This window comes from Clostridioides sp. ZZV14-6009, from assembly GCF_020658095.1.
In the GTDB taxonomy this organism is placed as follows: Bacteria; Bacillota; Clostridia; order Peptostreptococcales; family Peptostreptococcaceae; genus Clostridioides.
This window is the reverse complement of the sequence record NZ_JAGWDG010000006.1, coordinates 81673-97903: the sequence shown is the minus strand read 5'-3', so window position 1 is coordinate 97903 and position 16231 is coordinate 81673. Positions and strand designations below refer to the sequence as shown.

The following is a 16231-nucleotide window of genomic DNA, read 5'->3' as shown; positions in this document are numbered from 1 at the left end:
ATAATATAAAAAATTACATATAAAACTAAAAGATACAAGTAATTTACTTTTTAAGTTGACAAAATATTGCATATATATTATGATATAAATCATAAATAAATAACGTAGATTCGCAGAAGAAGAAAGTAGCATAAAGGAATTTTACAGAGAGTTAGATTTAGCTGAGAACTAATATTGAAATTTGTGTGAAAAGAACTTTGGAGAATACTATTACAGCTCTATTGTAGTAGTGGTTTAATTCGCCTTAAGAAAATGAGTGAGTAAAATAAATTTTTACTAATAAGAGTGGTAACACGGATTTGTATTCGTCTCTTGGATTTTTTCCAAGAGGCGTTTTTTATTATAAAATTATTTCAGAAAATTTAAAACTATATATTAAATGAAAATTATAAATATATAGTTGTTAATAAATTTATAAATTAGAAAATTGTAAAATAAACTAACTAAATGGTTTTACAATTTTAATGGAGGGATGAAAATGGAAGAAGAAAAAATTAATTATGCCTTGGAACAGGTTCCAGAGAATCAAAAACGTGGTTGGGTAGCTATGTTTTCAGTGCTAGTAGCGATAGGCGTGGATTTATCATCTGTTATTTTAGGAGCTGAGTTAGCTCAAAGTATGCCAATGAAACAAGCAATATTATCAGTAATTGTAGGTTCATTTTTTTCTGCTATTTTGTATACTATATGCTCTTTAGTTGGCTCATCTACAAGTTTATCTACATCTATGATAACAAAATATGTATTTGGAGAAGCTGGAGCAAAAATATTTTCTCTAGTTATAGGGGTTTCTCTATTAGGATGGTTTGGAGTTCAAGTAGGCTTCTTTGCTCAAAATGCTCAAATAATAATAAAAGATATATTTAATCTAGATGTGAGCATGCAAGTTTTAAGCCTCATAGGTGGTCTTTTGATGATGAGTACAGCTATTTATGGATATAAAGCAATGGAAAAATTAAGTGTGTATTCAGTACCATTCTTATTAATTCTTATGATGTTAACTATATTCTTGTCTTTTAAAGCAAATGGAATTCCAGTTGATGATAATATGAAATCGACTATGACATTTGCAGGTGGAGTTTCTCTATCAATGAGTATAATAATAGTTGGAGCAATAGTATCTCCTGATATAAGTCGCTGGGCTAAAAGTAGAAGAGATTGTGCACTTTCAAGTTTTCTAGGGATACAATTTGGAAATGCCTTTATGATAGTAGTATCAATAATATTAGTAAAATGTATGGGTACTTCAGATATTATGAGAATTTTTATTACATTAGGAATTGCTATACCAGGTATAATTGTACTTACATTAGCTCAATGGACTACAAATACAAGCAATGTATATTCTGCATCACTAAGTATAGCTCTTGTACTAAAAAAAGCTCCTGAAAAAGTATTAACTATAGTTCTTGGTGTTGTAGCAACTTTATTAGCTGTATTTGGAATATATGAAGGATTTATAGGATTTTTAAATTTACTTGGAATTGTTATTGCACCTGTTGGTGGTGTGTATACAGCAGAATATTATATAGTAAAACAAGAACTTAAAGGATTTGATAAGGGGATAGCATACAAACCAATAGTTAAACATTCAATAATATCTTGGATAATTGGTATATTAATAACATACCTTTCTACATATGGATTTATAACTCTTACTACTATAGCACCTTTAGATGGTTTTATAGCAGGATTTATAATACAATCAATTATTGGAAAAGCGATTTGTTCATCAAAAAACAAACAAGAAGTAAAAAAAGCAGTTTAATGAAATATGCTTGTAAAGTATAAAATAAATTTGGGATATGAGGAGAAAGTAACATGAGATTTTTAACAGAAGAAAGCGTGGATAAAATAGCAGTTGGCGCAGCAGTGCTTGGAACTGGAGGAGGAGGAGACCCATACATAGGTAAATTAGTTGCAAAACAAGCAATTAAAAAGTATGGACCTGTAAAAGTGATTAGTTTAGATGAACTAGAGGATGATGCTTTAGTAGTACCAGTATCTGGTATGGGTTCTCCTGTAATTACAATAGAAAAATTACTTTCTGAAGTGGAATTAACTACTCCTTTAGAGATAATGGAAAAATTATTGAATAGAAAAGTTGATGTTATAATTCCTATAGAAATAGGGGGAATAAATTCACTTATGCCAATAGCAGTTGCTGCAAAAAAAGGGCTTCCTATTTTGGATGCAGATTCTATGGGTAGAGCGTTTCCGGAAGCTCAAATGGTAACTTTTTATCTTGAAGGATATGAAGCATCACCTGCTGTAATGGCTGATGAAAAGGGTAATTCAGCTATCCTTTATCCTGTTGATGGAATTTGGTCAGAAAGATTGGCTAGAACTTTAACAGTAGAAATGGGAGGAAGTTCTTCTATTAGTGACTATAATTTAAGCGGAGCTCAAGTTAAAAAAGCTGCTATAGGAAATACCTTGACTATAGCTGAAACTATAGGAGGATTTTTACTTGAGAATAAGTCAGACTCAAAAGGTGCTATTGAAAATATATTGAAAGAATTAAAAGGATACAAATTATTTGAAGGAAAAGTAGTTGATATTAAAAGAGAATTAAAAGGTGGGTTTACTAGAGGGCATGCATTCTTTGCTGGAATTAATGGATATGATGGAGAATACTCTGTACTATTCCAAAATGAAAATCTAATTGCAAAAAAAGGTAGTACACCACTTTGTATTACACCAGATTTAATAGCAATATTAGATTTAGAAACTGGATTCCCAATAACTACAGAAAGAATAAAATATGGTTCTCGTGTGATGGTAGTAGCTTTTCCTTGTAATGAAAAATGGAGAACTAAAAAAGGAATTGAGACAGTTGGACCTGGATACTTTGGGTATGATGTAGAGTATAAAACAGTAGAAGAATTACAAGGAAAATAAAAATTTAGGGGGAAATTTTGATGTATCGTGTAGGAATTGACGTTGGAGGAACAAATACAGATGCTTGTATACTGGATAAGGAATTAAAAGTAATCCATTCAGTTAAAGTAGCAACTACAAAAGATGTTGAAACTGGTGTTTATAATGCCTTAAAAAAAGTTATAGATGAAAGTAAAATTGACCATTCATTAATAAAATATGCTATGCTTGGTACAACTCACTGTACAAATGCAATAGTAGAAAGAAAAAGGCTTAATAATGTAGCAATGATAAGAATAGGAAAACCAGCAACCACTGCCATTTTACCATTTATAGATTGGCCAGAAGATTTAAGAGAAAAAATAGAATTAGATTCAATATTGATATCTGGTGGTTATGAGTTTGATGGAAGAAAGATAAATGAACTTTGTAAAGATGAAGTAGTAGATTTTTGCAATAAGATAAAAGGTAAGGTAGAAAGTATTGCAATAAGTGGAGTATTTGCTCCTGTAAATAAGCAACAAGAAGAAGAAGTTGCAAAATGGGTTAGAGAGATTCTTGGTGATATTCCAATATCCTTATCAAATGAAATAGGTAATATAGGTATCCTGGAAAGAGAAAACGGAGCAATTTTAAACTCTGCATTGTCTAGAGTAGGGAAGGCTGTTTCTTTAGGATTTGAGAAAGCATTGAAAGATTTAGGAATAGATGCAGAAATATATTTTAGTCAAAATGATGGAACATTAATGAATTTAGAGTACACAATGAAGTATCCTATTTTCACAATTGGATGTGGAATAACAAATTCTATAAGGGGAGCATCCTTTTTATCAAAAGTAAAAAATGCAATAGTACTAGATGTTGGAGGAACTACGAGTGATTTAGGTGTATTATACAATGGATTTCCTAGAGAATCTTCAATTCCTGTTACAATTGGAGGAGTACATACAAACTTTAGAATGCCAGATGTTTTAACCATTGGACTTGCTGGGGGAACTTGTGTAAAAGGTGAAAAAGACAATATAAAAATAGGCCCTGAGAGTGTAGGGTATAGAATAACTGAAGATGCAATAATATTTGGTGGTGACACTTTAACTTTATCAGATGTTGTTACAAAGTTAGGCATGGCATTTGAGGATAGAAAAAGTAATGTTGAAAATTTAGATAAAGATTATTGTGATGATGTATATAAAAAAGTAATTTTAAAACTAGAAGATGCTGTAGACCAAATGAAGACTAGCCAAAATGATGTTGAATTAGTTTTAACTGGTGGAGGAAGTATAATTGTCCCAGAAAAACTAAAAGGCATAAGTGATGTTATAAGACCTCCTCATTATACCGCAGCAAATGCTATTGGTGCGGCTTTAGGGCAAATAAGTGGAGATGTAGAAAAAGTGTACAGCTTAGATAAAATGTCTAGAGAAGATGCTATAGAAGATGCAAAACAAGAAGCCATAAATAAAGCTTTAAAAGCAGGTGCTAAAAAGGATACTATAGAAGTATTAAATATAGAAGATGTTCCACTTGCATATCTTCCAGGTAATGCACTCCTTATAAAAGTAAAAGTTGTTGGAGATTTGATATAATTTAAAGAAAATTTAAGTGCTTTTAAATATGTTTTAGATATAAAAAAATCGGTGCATAGTTTGTACCGATTTTTTATCTTTATTAGTAGAGAACTCGTTTTTTTGCTTCTGCTATAGCTCTAGCAGCACTTTTTTCCTCGATTCTTTTTTCTTCTTCTCTTTTAAAAGCATTTATTGTATCATTTAAATTTTTATCGTGTTCATTTTTTTCTTTGTCTTCGTTTTCTCTGTAAACTAATACATAATCTATTATTGATTCATTTATTATTTGAGATATACTTTTATTTTCATTAATTCCTATTCTTTTAACTTCTTTAAGTAATGTTTCATCAATGTGAACCGTTGTTTGTTTTGTATTTTTTGCCACCTTAATCACCTCTTAAAAAAATTTTAACATTAAAATTTTTTATAGTCAATAAATTTTAACATTAAAATTCTTTAAAAGTTTTTATTTGTTTTTCTAAAACTTTCTATTTTGCTTATCATATTTTTTTTTATATTTTCGCCTAATACAGAAGATTTTAGTCTAGGATTTTCAATATGGTCATAAATTGGTTCTAGGAATTCAACTTCAACAGGAACAGAATTAATTTTACCAATAGGTTGATATCCTTCATAAGTATCTTTTGAATTTTTTATGACTAATGGAACAATAGGACACTTTGCTTTATATGCTATTTTTAAGGCTCCACTTCTAAAATCTGATACTAGTGAATTTGGTTCTTTAATCCATGTTAAATCCCCTTCTGGAAACACTGCCATACTCTGGCCTGTAAGTATATTTTGTGAGGCTTCAGCAATACTTTTAATCCCTTCTCGATTATTTTTTCTGTTTACATATACACATCTTAACAACTTTGCCCATTCTTTAAATATAGGTATATTTCTCCAAACTGGCTCATCTGCAATTACACATCCAATTGGTCTCTCTACACTTGCTGCTAGGATAAAACTATCAAGCATACTTGAGTGATTTACAACAAATAAGATTGGTTCTTTTGGTAATGTTTCTTTGCCAAGTATATTAAGGTCTATATTTACTATATCTAAAGATTTTTTAGCTTGTTTTTGCATAAATTCAAATTTTTCTTTTAAGCTAAATTTATCTGGATTTTTTTTGATTTTTATAAGTTTAGGTATAGAAGATGTAAAGCCTATGAGTTGATATGTAGCAAATTTTAAGTAATTATTCATAAAATTATCTCCTTAAAATAAAATTGTTTATTACTGTAAAGATTTTAACATAAAATGAAATTTAAGTCTATTTTAATTGGGATTTATAACTTACATTTAAAATAGACCTATTTTGAAATTTTTATACTTATAATTTTATTAATAAAACTATATTAATAATGTAGTATTCTATTAGATTAGCTAAATAACCTTTAAATATTATTTTGTATAATATAAATAGAAGAATCCAATATAGTATTGTTTTAAATCTTATATTATGCTAAAATTTATTTGTATTTTATAAATTACAAAAATATATAGTTTAGTTTTCTAGGGTTCCGCATTTTATAATGGGCAGGTCCAAGAGAAAACGCACGGTTATTGTGTACACGGAAGGATAAAAGCCTGGGAGATATTTAATAATATTTCTGTAGGCTTTTTTATTTTTATATATTTTAAAGTTGAGGAGGTATTCTAATGAAAAAATTTGTTGTTGAGAATGAGTTTTGGAACCTATTTCCTAGTTCAAAGATTGGAGTTGTTATTTGTCAGGACATAGACAATTCTATAATGGATAAAGAAGAATATAAGGAAATGATTTTGCAGGGAGAAGAATATGCATTAAAACACTTGAAGGATGTAGAATTTAGCAATAACCAAGTAATTAAAGTATGGAGAGAAGCATTCAAAAAATTTAAAACGAAAAAAGGAGCAAGGTCATCTATTGAGGCATTGTTAAAAAGAGTTCATAATGGAAATCATATAGCAACTATTAACCCCTTAGTGGATATTTACAATTCTATTTCACTAAAATATGCATTGCCTTGTGGTGGAGAAGACATAGACAAATTTATAGGAGATATTAGGTTGACTAGAGCAGTTGGAAATGAAGAATTTATACCATTAGGAGCAGGGGAAAACTCATCTCCATATGAAGGAGAAATAGTTTATAAAGATAATGGTGGAGCAATTTGTAGGTGTTGGAATTGGCGTGAAGCAGTGAGAACAATGCTTACTGAAAATACAAACAATGCCTTTTTATGTATTGAATTAGTAGATGAAAGCAGATTTGAAGAATTTGAGAATGCTTTGAATGATTTAGTGAAAATAGTTCAAGAAAATTTAGGTGGAACATGTAAAATTTCCATTTTAGATATTAACAATAAAGAAGTATCAATAAATTAATTTGAGGGAGTGTAGAGTAATGAGTAGTTTTAGCTATAAAGATATTTATATTGAGGATGGCAAAAGAGTATTAGAAGTAAACATACTTCCTGAAAAGTATTGTAATTTTGATTGTATATTCTGTCCTATTGGAAGGTCATATAATAAAGTAGATACACCTCAATCATTTGACAAGATTGATGACTCACTTAGAGAATTAGAACGTATGATAGAAAAGTATAAAGCAGAACTAGTTTTCATTAATTCAAAAGGAGAAGCCCTATTGAATGATAAAGTTTGTGATGTAATTGAGTTAGTAAAACGTAAAAGAGTGCCTGTACGATTACTTTCTAATGGATATTTATTAGGTAAAGATGAATATATAAAAGTAGCCAATATGTGTGATGAAATTATTGGAGAGATAAAAACAATATCGGAAAAAGATTTTCAAAAAATTCAGAGACCAATTGTAGGGTATACTCTAGAAGAATATATTTCAAATATGATTTTATTTAATAAACAGTATAAAGGAAAATTTATTTTAGAAGTAACAATTATCAAGGGATATAATGATAATGAGGAATCTATTAATAAGATAAAAAGTATTATTGATGAATTATCTCCAAATAAAGTGATTATTGAAAGAATGAACGATGAAAAATTTAAGCAAAAATTTGGTATATCTAATGAAAGGTTTGATAAAATTTCAAAAACATTATTAAACTTTTGAAAACATTAATGAAAAATGTTTATATATGAAATAAAAATCTAATAGAGTTAATCTATTGGATTTTTTTATATACAACATACTATATATCCTTACTGAATTAACTTTTATTTATGAAGATTATTTTATATTTAGAAGAGGGCTTTTTTCATTTGTCCAAACAATATTATTTACTTAATTAATAATTATCATATATATTATCAATAAAAAAAGACTCTTAAAAGAGTCTTTCCGAAAAAATCTATATAATTATAATATAGTTATGTTTTCTGCTTGCTGACCTCTAGCACCTTTAACTATATCAAAGCTTACTTTTTGACCTTCTTCTAATGATTTAAATCCTGAAGTTTGTATAGCTGAGAAATGAGCAAATACGTCATCTCCACCGTCTACTGTTATAAAACCAAATCCTTTTTCGTTGTTAAACCATTTCACTATTCCATTATTCATTAAAAATACTCCTATTAACCTATATCAAGATATACTTGATTTAATTGTGTATTACCACAAATACTATTGTATCACAGATTAATAAAAATGTCTACTTAATTGTAATTTTTAGTTAACATTTTTTGTTTATCCTTAACCATAAAAAAATTAAAAAGCTTTGTATTGCTATATATTAGTGAAAATGTAGATAAAATACTTTACTGACATTTAACTGACATAAATATTAAAATCTAAAATTAAGAGATTTAAAAATCAATGTTTATTTGCGAAAAAGATAGATAGCTATTATTTTATATTGAATAATAGCTATCTATCTTAGAGAATATATAATTATGTATTAAAGTAATAGTATAATATTTATATATAAGATAAAATATATAAATATTATACTATTATAAAGCTAGAGAAGCCCATTTTTCACATTGAGAAATTCTTTTTCCATCATCACCTTGCTCTTTATCGTATGCAAATTGAGTTAATATTTCACATGGAAATGTGTCACATAGGCCACAATGTGTAAGATTTTTATTCTCACAACATGATTTTACAGGACATTCTTCAGACCAAAAAGGTTTATCAATATTTGTACATCCAGCGCAATTTACATCTTCCTTATACTTACATTCACAACACAAAATTCCACATCTTGATTCTATCATTTTAAATCACTCCTCAAATATAAACTTTATATAATTATATGTTAAAATTTATATTTCTCATTGTAAAAATCAGACAAATTTTTTATATAGGTTGTTGGATTAACACCACAAATAGATTTAAAATCATTTATAAAGTGAGATTGGTCATAATAACCTATATTTTGAGCTAAAGTTGTAAATGACATCTTATTACTTTGTATTTCTTGTAGTACCATGTTTATACGTAATAATCTAAGGTATGTCTTAACACTCATACCAAGAGAATTATTAAAAATCCTATTTAAATGGCGTTCACTATAACAACTAATTTGAGCAATATTTTTAACAGACATGATAGAGTTTTGTTTTCTAGCATCTATAAGAATTGGTATTGTTAAATCTTTTATATTAGATTTAAATAAGTACGATAAAAATAATCTATCAAATTGTTCAATGAGTTCTTCAAGAGTACTGGACTTTTCAAAGATAGAATTAGTTTCCAAATCAAGTTGAGTGTTAAAATCTTTAACAGGAATTATTAAATCGGCTGATTCTATTTGAGGAAAACCTGTCAAATAGTATACTCCACATGGAAGAAATTCAACAAATACCCTAAAGAGTATATTTTCTATATCGTTTTTTACAATAGTAGTTTTTGTTGTAGCACCCCAAAATTTGCTATTTATACCTTTTTTACTAAATTCAAATACCATACATCCACTTGCATCAGGTATCAATGTCAGGTTTTCTATAGAATTTTTATCTTGAACAGTTATTGTATAATGGGCTATGTATGGTCTTAATAATTTGTGTGGTGAAATATATATATCATGATTGCAATTTTTTAACATGTTTTTAATTTTTTCTATCATAAATATGTCCCCCTGATACTATTTAGTGATAAATAGATTAGTTTAATTTTAATATTTTATATAATAAAACATTTTGATAAAAAAGTTTCATTGAGAGTATAAAGCATATAGAATAATTATAAAATAAAGTCTAAAAATGTACAATTATTAAAAAAATTATATGCGCTCATGAAATTGGCATATTAGATAGAGTTAAGTATAAATTAAACACAGAAAATAATAGTGTTACTTTTATAATAGATACATATAAAGATATTTTTAAGAATAAAATTTATTATTAAATAAAAAATAAGGGGAGAGTGATTTAATAGAATGGCATCAAAACAAACACCAAGAAATAATTTAGAAAAGTTTTTAAGAATAAGGGTACTGTCACATACAGGCGACAAAATACATATAAAATTACCTGTAAATTTTGCAAAGAGAATGATTGAAAACAATGCTTTAGATTTGTTTAATGGAAAAGATGATGTAGTTGATGGTAAAAAAGTTACTGAAATATTAGTTAAGGCATTTGATTATGATTTGACTGGAGAAGTGGTTCATCTAGAAAGAAAAAATGGGGATATTATTAAAGTATCAATTGTGCAATAAAATTAATTTATAGAAATTTCAATTTGATGTAATTATAAAAAACTATATAAAAAATTAATTATTTTATAATACTAAAAGCTATATAAATTTGTTATTTTGCAAATTTATATAGCTTTTTTAAGTATTCTTATTATGTGTGGTAGGTATAAAAAGTGGTATACTTATATAAGTTAAGTTTTCTGTATTGTCACTTGTAATATATATTTTAGAAGTATTTTGAAAGTTAAAAAACTGGCAGTATATTCTATTTTTCTATTGAAAATGATATAATATATCTACTAAGAGGGAGGAGGACAAAATTTTGAAGTTAAAATCCTTTCAATTGATTCTGATTGTTTGTATGATTTTTCTTTCTTTTCCAATAGAAATTAACTCTGCTTCAGATAGGGCTCCAGTTAAAGTCGGGTATTATGATGATGGCGATTATATGAGTCGAAATGAAAATGGAGAGTATATAGGATTTAATTTTGAATACTTACAAGAAATTACTAAGTACACTAACTGGAAATATGAAATAGTAGATTGTAAAAGTTGGGAAAATGCTTTTGAAATGTTAAAATCAGGTGAGATAGATGTTCTTCCTAGTGTCTATTATACAAAAGAACGCACAAAAGAAATGCTTTTTCCAACCCTACCAATGTGTAATATCTATACAACTTTAAATGTAAGAGTGGACGATACTCGTTATGATTATGAGGATTTTGATTCTTTTCAGGATATGAAAGTAGGTATTATTAGTAATAGTAAGGATGCTGAAAACTTTAAAGAATATTGTAAAACAAATGATTTTGAAGTTCAAATTATATCTTATAAAGAAACAGATGATTTGTTAAGAAATTTAAAAAATGGAAATCTTGACGGTGTTGCTATAACACATCTTGGTCGGACTAGTACATTTAAAAGTGTAGCACAGTTTTCTCCAGAGCCACTTTATACTGTGGTTTCAAATAAGAAGCTGGATTTATTATCTCAACTGAATTCTGCTTTGAATACATTGACACTTAGGAATTCAAGTTATGAAACAAAATTATACAATAAATATTTTTCTATAAGTACTGCTCAGAAGCCAGTATTTACAAAAGATGAGCAAGAATATATACAACAATCTGGTGAAATTTCAGCTGTGTATGATTCTACAAAGGCACCACTAGAATATGGTGATTCCAAAACAGGCGAGTTTTCTGGTGTGGTTGCTGATTTATTTAAGGAAATTACAAATAACACTGGGTTAAAATTTAGATTTATTTCTGCAAAAAGTTATAATGAAGCACTTCAAGTATCAAAAGATTCTAGCACATCTATAGTTTGTGGTATGGAAAACGATTATATTAATAACCAAAAAAACAATATAAGAACAACTCAGTATTATTTACGTGCTCCAGTAGTTTTAGTTAGTGGAGAAAAAGAAAATAAAATTAAAAAAGTAGCAGCTGTAAATGGTTCTTTAATTGGACAAAATATTACTGAAGATGGGAAACTAGATAGAACTATAGAATATTATAATTCTCCAAAAGAATGTTTTGAAGCTGTATTAAAGGATAAAGTGGATGCTGTTTATGTAAATACATATATTGCGGATTATCTATTGTCCAATCCTCGTTATGAAAAATTTTCTGTTTCGACTTTGACAAACTATGCAGAAGAAATAAGTATTGGCATTTCTGATTCTGCAGATTCAAGGTTATTTTCTATACTAGATAAATGTATTCAATACATGTCAACAGAACAAATGGACAGAATAATTTTAAAAAATACAATAATTCAATATGATATAACTTGGCAAGATATTATTCATCAGCATCCAATGGCAATTATTGGAGGAGTTATTATAATAGCAACTATTATTATTATACTTTTGAGTTTTCTACTTTTATTAAAGTCAAAAAATAATAAACGTATTGAGAGTTTGTTATACCGAGATAGTCTTACAGGAATTTGGAATTTAAATAAATTTTGTAAAGAAGCTATTAAGAGTTTAAGAAATGCAGAAAGTGGTTCATATGTGATTGTTTATTTAGATATAAAACAATTTCGAATGATTAATGACACTTTAGGATTTTCAGAAGGAGATGAAATACTTTGTGTATTAGCTAAAGCTTTACAAAATACTGTCTCTTTTGAAGAATCTTGTGCTCGCGTTTCTGCAGACCAATTTGTTATGTTACTAAAATACAATAGCTGGGATTGCTTAGAAGAACGTCTCTTTAAGATTGATACTCAATTAAATGATTGGGTAGAAAAAATGAGAAAAACTTACCAACTTATTCTTGTATTTGGCATATACATAGTAAATGAAGTTGAAAAACATGATATATCTCTTATGCTTGACCTAGCAAATTATGCGAGAAGAAATACGGAAATAACTCACAAAAGTTGTGTTGTACTTTATGATATGACTATGAGAGAGGAAGGGTTACATCAAAGAAACCTAACAGATAGGATGCAAATAGCCTTAGAACATGGAGAGTTTGTTCCATACTTTCAACCAAAGGTAGATATGAATACAAATAAATTGGTAGGAAGTGAAGCACTGGTAAGATGGAATTATCCAGATAAAGGTATAATAAGTCCTGGAAAATTCATTCCTTATTTTGAAAAAAACGGATTTGTGGTAGAAATTGACTTTTATATCTATGAAGAAGTCTGCAAACTGTTAAAGAGATGGATAGATTTGGGATTAAATATTAGTTCAGTATCTTGTAATTTTTCCAGAATTCATTTTAATAATGAAAGCTTCTCAGAAACATTGATAGAAATAGCAGATTACTATAAAATACCTCACAAATACCTTGAAATAGAAGTCACAGAAAGCATTTTTGTTGAAAATCTCAATCAGATTTTGAGTCATTTTAATCAACTAAAAGAATCAGGATTTCCTATTTCTATAGATGATTTTGGTTCTGGATATTCATCTCTTGGTTTATTACAACAATTTTCTGTTGATATAATTAAGTTGGACCGTACATTTATACAAAAAGGAATGCATGGTAGTCGTGAACAAGCTGTTGTGCGTGGAGTGGTAAATATGGCAAAAGAATTAAATATGAAAGTTATATGTGAAGGAGTAGAAAGTATAGAACAAGTGATAAGACTAAAAGAAATTGGATGTTATTTGGCACAAGGATATTTTTATGCAAAGCCAATGCCACAAGATGATTTTGAGCAATTATTAAAAAATCCTGCACTGAAAATTAAATCAAATGTTTAGGGTACTTGTTTATTATATAAGAGAAAAAGTAAAATACATATTCCAAATTTATATTAATTAAATTAAAAAAGCTATAAATAATAGAATTATTATTTATAGCTTTTTATTATATTAAATAGTTAATTAAAATTAAATATAAATTGTAATAACTATATTTTTTGTTTAAGTTTTAAAACTTGTGTTACTATGTTTGTTGAGTGGTCAGAAATTCTTTCTAAGTTAGTAAGTAAGTCAAGGTAAAGTACACCAGCATCAATTGTACAACTACCATTATTTAATCTAATCATATGAGCATTTCTAAAAGTTTTTTCTAAGTAATTTACTTCATTTTCAACTTCTAAAACTTTGTTTGCTAATTCAAAATCTTTTACATCTAAAACTACTAAAGCATCCTTAAAGTTAGTCATAGTTTTATTGTATATTTCATAGATTTCTTTTATTGCACTATCAGAGAAGTTAACATTCATTTCTTTAACAGTCATAGCCAACTCAGCTATATTTTCAGCATGGTCAGATACTCTTTCGATATCATTTACTGTATTGAAGAGTAAATCTGTTCTAAATCGTTCATCATCTCTAAGTGGTTCTTTAGAAAGTTTTAACAAATAATTTAATATATCTTTCTGCAATTTATTAACAACTTTTTCAGACTCAAAAGTTTTCTTAATATCTTCACTACCTTTATTTAAAAAACCTGCAATTGAATGTTCTAAAGAGTTTGTGGCCTTGTGTCCCATTCTAACAACTTCTTGTACAGTATTACCAAGTGCTATAGATGGAGTACTAAACATTCTTTCATCTAAGTACTTAGTATTGTTTACAATTTCTGACTCAGTTTCTTTAATAGGTATAAGTTTGTTTGCTAATTTAACTATGTATTTAGAAAATGGCAATAATATTATAACATTTGTAAGATTAAATAAAGTATGTGCATTTGCTATTTGTCTAGCTGTGTCAGTTGGGTCAAAATGAGTAACTATAGCTGATATAGGTTTATTTAAAACAAGCATAAATATTATTGTACCAATGACATTAAAACTTAAATGCATTACAGCTGCACGTCTAGCATTTCTATTTGCACCAACACTTGATAAAAGTGAAGTAACACAAGTACCAATATTATCTCCATAAAGTATAGGTAAAGCAGCTGATAGAGGAAGTATTCCTTGAGAAGCTAAAGCGATTAGCATACCCATAGAAGCGCTTGAACTTTGTATGATACCAGTGATTGCAAATCCTGCCAATATACCAAGTATAGGATTTTTACTAAAATATAAAAGTGTATCAGTAAATCCCTTATATTCAGCAAGTGGAGCTACTGCATCTTTCATAAATTCCATACCTGTAAACAATATACCAAAACCAATAAGTATTTCAGCTAAGTGTTTTGTTTTTTGATTTGATGTAAATAAATAAAATACTATACCTATACCTAATGCAATTGGGGCTATTCCTTCAAGATTAAATGAAACTAGTTGGGCAGTAACAGTAGTACCTATATTTGCACCCATTATTACACCAATGGCTTGACTTAGATTCATTATTCCTGCATTTACAAATCCTACAACCATTACAGTAGTAGCACTTGAACTTTGTATGATACCTGTAACAACTGTACCTACCAATACACCCATAACAACATTACTTGTTAAGAGTTCGATGATTTTCTTTAATTTGTCTCCTGCCGATTTTTGTAAACCTTCTCCCATTAAACTCATTCCATAAAGAAAAAGTCCAAGACCACCGATAAGACTAATTGCTATATTCACGACATTTCCTCCCTTAAGAAATTAATAAATTTTTTATATGAATTATAAACTTTATTAACTAAAATTTATCGTTTCCATAATATAGAATAACAAATTTTGTCAATTTAAATATTAACGTTTTGTTAAGTATAGGTTAAGAGAATGTTAAATCTTTAAGTTGTTGTTAATTTGAGAAAACTTATATCATATAGTAATTTAAATACTTGAGGTGATATTTAGCATATTTTGGATAAAATCAACTTAACAAAGAATTAACTTTTTTCGTCAAAATATTTATAACTAAAAAATATCATTCTTTGCAGAATGATATTTTTTAGTTATAAATATTTTTATATTCAATTGGTGTAAGGTTGTTAAACTTTTTAAAAACCATACTATAATAATTTTGGCTATTGAACCCAACAAATACAGCAACATCTAAAATAGACATATCTTCTCGAAGTAAATATTTTTTACTTTTTTCGACTCGAACTTTATTGAGAAAATTAGTAAATGTATATCCACTTTCTTTTTTAAATAGGGAACAAAAATAACTTTTATTAAGTTGTAAATTATTACATATATCACTTACTGTTATATCTTCTGAGTAGTTTTTATGAATATAATCAATAGTTTTTTTTACATAAAAACTAAGAGCTGGTTTGTGTTTCATTTTATCATTACATATTTCTGATAAAAGATTTGATATATAATCTATACATGATAGAGGCTTAAATGGTATGTCAGAAAACTCAATATCATTATTAATGCATGATTTAAAAGGTCCTATAACAAAATAGCCACTAGAAATATCAAATTTATATATCGGCATAATTAAAAATTGTATGTCATCGCAAAAACTTAACATTATATAGGACAAGTTTTTATTAGATATAAAATCTGTACTTTTTATATTATTGAATATGTTTAAACTAGAAAAGTACTTTTCTAGTTTATCATTGTAGCCAACGCTACAAAGTTCTTTTAAATCCTTATTAATCACTTTTGTTGGGATATTACAACAGTCAAAAAAATCATTAATGATAAGTTCTATATCATCTTTAAAACATTTCAAAAAATCACCTCATTTAAATTTATACAAATATTTTTATAAAAAAACAAATATAGTTAAGAATTTAAAAAACATATCGCGTAAAATAGTTGTTGCGAATGATAATTAATTTCGTTAAA

General features: G+C 27.6%; 14 protein-coding genes, 1 riboswitch and 1 other annotated feature. Of the genes, 7 read left to right on the top strand and 7 right to left on the bottom strand.

What is annotated here, in order from left to right; genetic code table 11:
* Positions 1 to 104 precede the first annotated feature (104 nt).
* Positions 105 to 316 (top strand) — a binding site (T-box leader).
* 162 nt (positions 317 to 478) lie between these two features.
* Genes KGF36_RS10145 through KGF36_RS10135 form a run of 3 tightly spaced genes read left to right on the top strand, consistent with a single transcriptional unit; the run spans position 479 to position 4466 of the window.
* Complete coding sequence (locus tag KGF36_RS10145; RefSeq protein ID WP_227828437.1) at positions 479 to 1768, top strand: cytosine permease; 1290 nt, start codon at positions 479 to 481, stop codon at positions 1766 to 1768.
* Positions 1769 to 1821: 53 nt separating this feature from the next.
* Entirely contained in the window at positions 1822 to 2901 is a 1080-nt protein-coding gene (locus KGF36_RS10140) for a DUF917 domain-containing protein (protein WP_227828438.1), read from the top strand.
* Positions 2902 to 2921: 20 nt separating this feature from the next.
* Positions 2922 to 4466, top strand: a complete 1545-nt coding sequence (locus KGF36_RS10135) for a hydantoinase/oxoprolinase family protein (RefSeq protein WP_227828439.1) — start codon at positions 2922 to 2924, stop codon at positions 4464 to 4466.
* Between the two features lie 82 nt (positions 4467 to 4548).
* Here the strand turns inward: KGF36_RS10135 and KGF36_RS10130 are convergent, their stop codons facing one another.
* Together KGF36_RS10130 and KGF36_RS10125 are read right to left on the bottom strand one after the other, a co-directional pair.
* Entirely contained in the window at positions 4549 to 4833 is a 285-nt protein-coding gene (locus KGF36_RS10130; protein ID WP_227828440.1) for a transcriptional regulator, read from the bottom strand.
* Positions 4834 to 4904: 71 nt separating this feature from the next.
* On the bottom strand, positions 4905 to 5660 hold the full coding sequence (locus KGF36_RS10125; protein WP_227828441.1) for a lysophospholipid acyltransferase family protein: 756 nt from the start codon (positions 5658 to 5660) through the stop codon (positions 4905 to 4907).
* A 298-nt stretch (positions 5661 to 5958) separates the two neighbouring features.
* Positions 5959 to 6053, top strand: a riboswitch (guanidine-I (ykkC/yxkD leader).
* 63 nt (positions 6054 to 6116) lie between these two features.
* Here KGF36_RS10125 and KGF36_RS10120 point away from each other — a divergent pair.
* Complete coding sequence (locus KGF36_RS10120) at positions 6117 to 6824, top strand: B3/4 domain-containing protein (protein WP_227828442.1); 708 nt, start codon at positions 6117 to 6119, stop codon at positions 6822 to 6824.
* Between the two features lie 19 nt (positions 6825 to 6843).
* Positions 6844 to 7533, top strand: a complete 690-nt coding sequence (locus KGF36_RS10115; RefSeq protein WP_227828443.1) for a radical SAM protein — start codon at positions 6844 to 6846, stop codon at positions 7531 to 7533.
* 246 nt (positions 7534 to 7779) lie between these two features.
* Here the strand turns inward: KGF36_RS10115 and KGF36_RS10110 are convergent, their stop codons facing one another.
* The 3 genes from KGF36_RS10110 to KGF36_RS10100 all read right to left on the bottom strand — a co-directional run bounded on the left by KGF36_RS10110 (position 7780) and on the right by KGF36_RS10100 (position 9490).
* Entirely contained in the window at positions 7780 to 7980 is a 201-nt protein-coding gene (locus KGF36_RS10110) for a cold-shock protein (protein ID WP_227828444.1), read from the bottom strand.
* 392 nt (positions 7981 to 8372) lie between these two features.
* Positions 8373 to 8639: a DUF3795 domain-containing protein gene (locus KGF36_RS10105; RefSeq protein WP_227483233.1), complete on the bottom strand. Its 267-nt coding sequence runs from the start codon at positions 8637 to 8639 to the stop codon at positions 8373 to 8375.
* Between the two features lie 41 nt (positions 8640 to 8680).
* Entirely contained in the window at positions 8681 to 9490 is an 810-nt protein-coding gene (locus KGF36_RS10100; RefSeq protein ID WP_227828445.1) for a helix-turn-helix transcriptional regulator, read from the bottom strand.
* 312 nt (positions 9491 to 9802) lie between these two features.
* On the opposite strand from KGF36_RS10100, the gene KGF36_RS10095 reads away from it, so the two are divergent.
* Entirely contained in the window at positions 9803 to 10084 is a 282-nt protein-coding gene (locus KGF36_RS10095; protein ID WP_003420428.1) for a hypothetical protein, read from the top strand.
* 301 nt (positions 10085 to 10385) lie between these two features.
* Positions 10386 to 13292: an EAL domain-containing protein gene (locus KGF36_RS10090; protein ID WP_227828446.1), complete on the top strand. Its 2907-nt coding sequence runs from the start codon at positions 10386 to 10388 to the stop codon at positions 13290 to 13292.
* 149 nt (positions 13293 to 13441) lie between these two features.
* On the opposite strand, the gene KGF36_RS10085 is transcribed toward KGF36_RS10090, so the two are convergent.
* Both KGF36_RS10085 and KGF36_RS10080 read right to left on the bottom strand, forming a co-directional pair.
* Positions 13442 to 15061 (bottom strand): Na/Pi cotransporter family protein, encoded by a 1620-nt coding sequence (locus KGF36_RS10085; RefSeq protein WP_227828447.1) that lies wholly within the window; start codon positions 15059 to 15061, stop codon positions 13442 to 13444.
* A 313-nt stretch (positions 15062 to 15374) separates the two neighbouring features.
* Positions 15375 to 16115, bottom strand: coding sequence for a helix-turn-helix domain-containing protein (locus tag KGF36_RS10080; RefSeq protein ID WP_227828448.1), 741 nt, complete (start codon positions 16113 to 16115; stop codon positions 15375 to 15377).
* Between the last annotated feature and the right edge of the window lie 116 nt (positions 16116 to 16231).

Excerpts from the sequence above, each read along its gene's own strand:
- KGF36_RS10145 (WP_227828437.1), top strand. The coding sequence starts at position 479 with ATGGAAGAAGAAAAAATTAATTATGCCTTGGAACAGGTTCCAGAGAAT.
- KGF36_RS10140 (WP_227828438.1), top strand. The coding sequence starts at position 1,822 with ATGAGATTTTTAACAGAAGAAAGCGTGGATAAAATAGCAGTTGGCGCA.
- KGF36_RS10135 (WP_227828439.1), top strand. The coding sequence starts at position 2,922 with ATGTATCGTGTAGGAATTGACGTTGGAGGAACAAATACAGATGCTTGT.
- KGF36_RS10125 (WP_227828441.1), bottom strand. The coding sequence starts at position 5,660 with ATGAATAATTACTTAAAATTTGCTACATATCAACTCATAGGCTTTACA.
- KGF36_RS10120 (WP_227828442.1), top strand. The coding sequence starts at position 6,117 with ATGAAAAAATTTGTTGTTGAGAATGAGTTTTGGAACCTATTTCCTAGT.
- KGF36_RS10115 (WP_227828443.1), top strand. The coding sequence starts at position 6,844 with ATGAGTAGTTTTAGCTATAAAGATATTTATATTGAGGATGGCAAAAGA.
- KGF36_RS10110 (WP_227828444.1), bottom strand. The coding sequence starts at position 7,980 with ATGAATAATGGAATAGTGAAATGGTTTAACAACGAAAAAGGATTTGGT.
- KGF36_RS10105 (WP_227483233.1), bottom strand. The coding sequence starts at position 8,639 with ATGATAGAATCAAGATGTGGAATTTTGTGTTGTGAATGTAAGTATAAG.
- KGF36_RS10100 (WP_227828445.1), bottom strand. The coding sequence starts at position 9,490 with ATGATAGAAAAAATTAAAAACATGTTAAAAAATTGCAATCATGATATA.
- KGF36_RS10095 (WP_003420428.1), top strand. The coding sequence starts at position 9,803 with ATGGCATCAAAACAAACACCAAGAAATAATTTAGAAAAGTTTTTAAGA.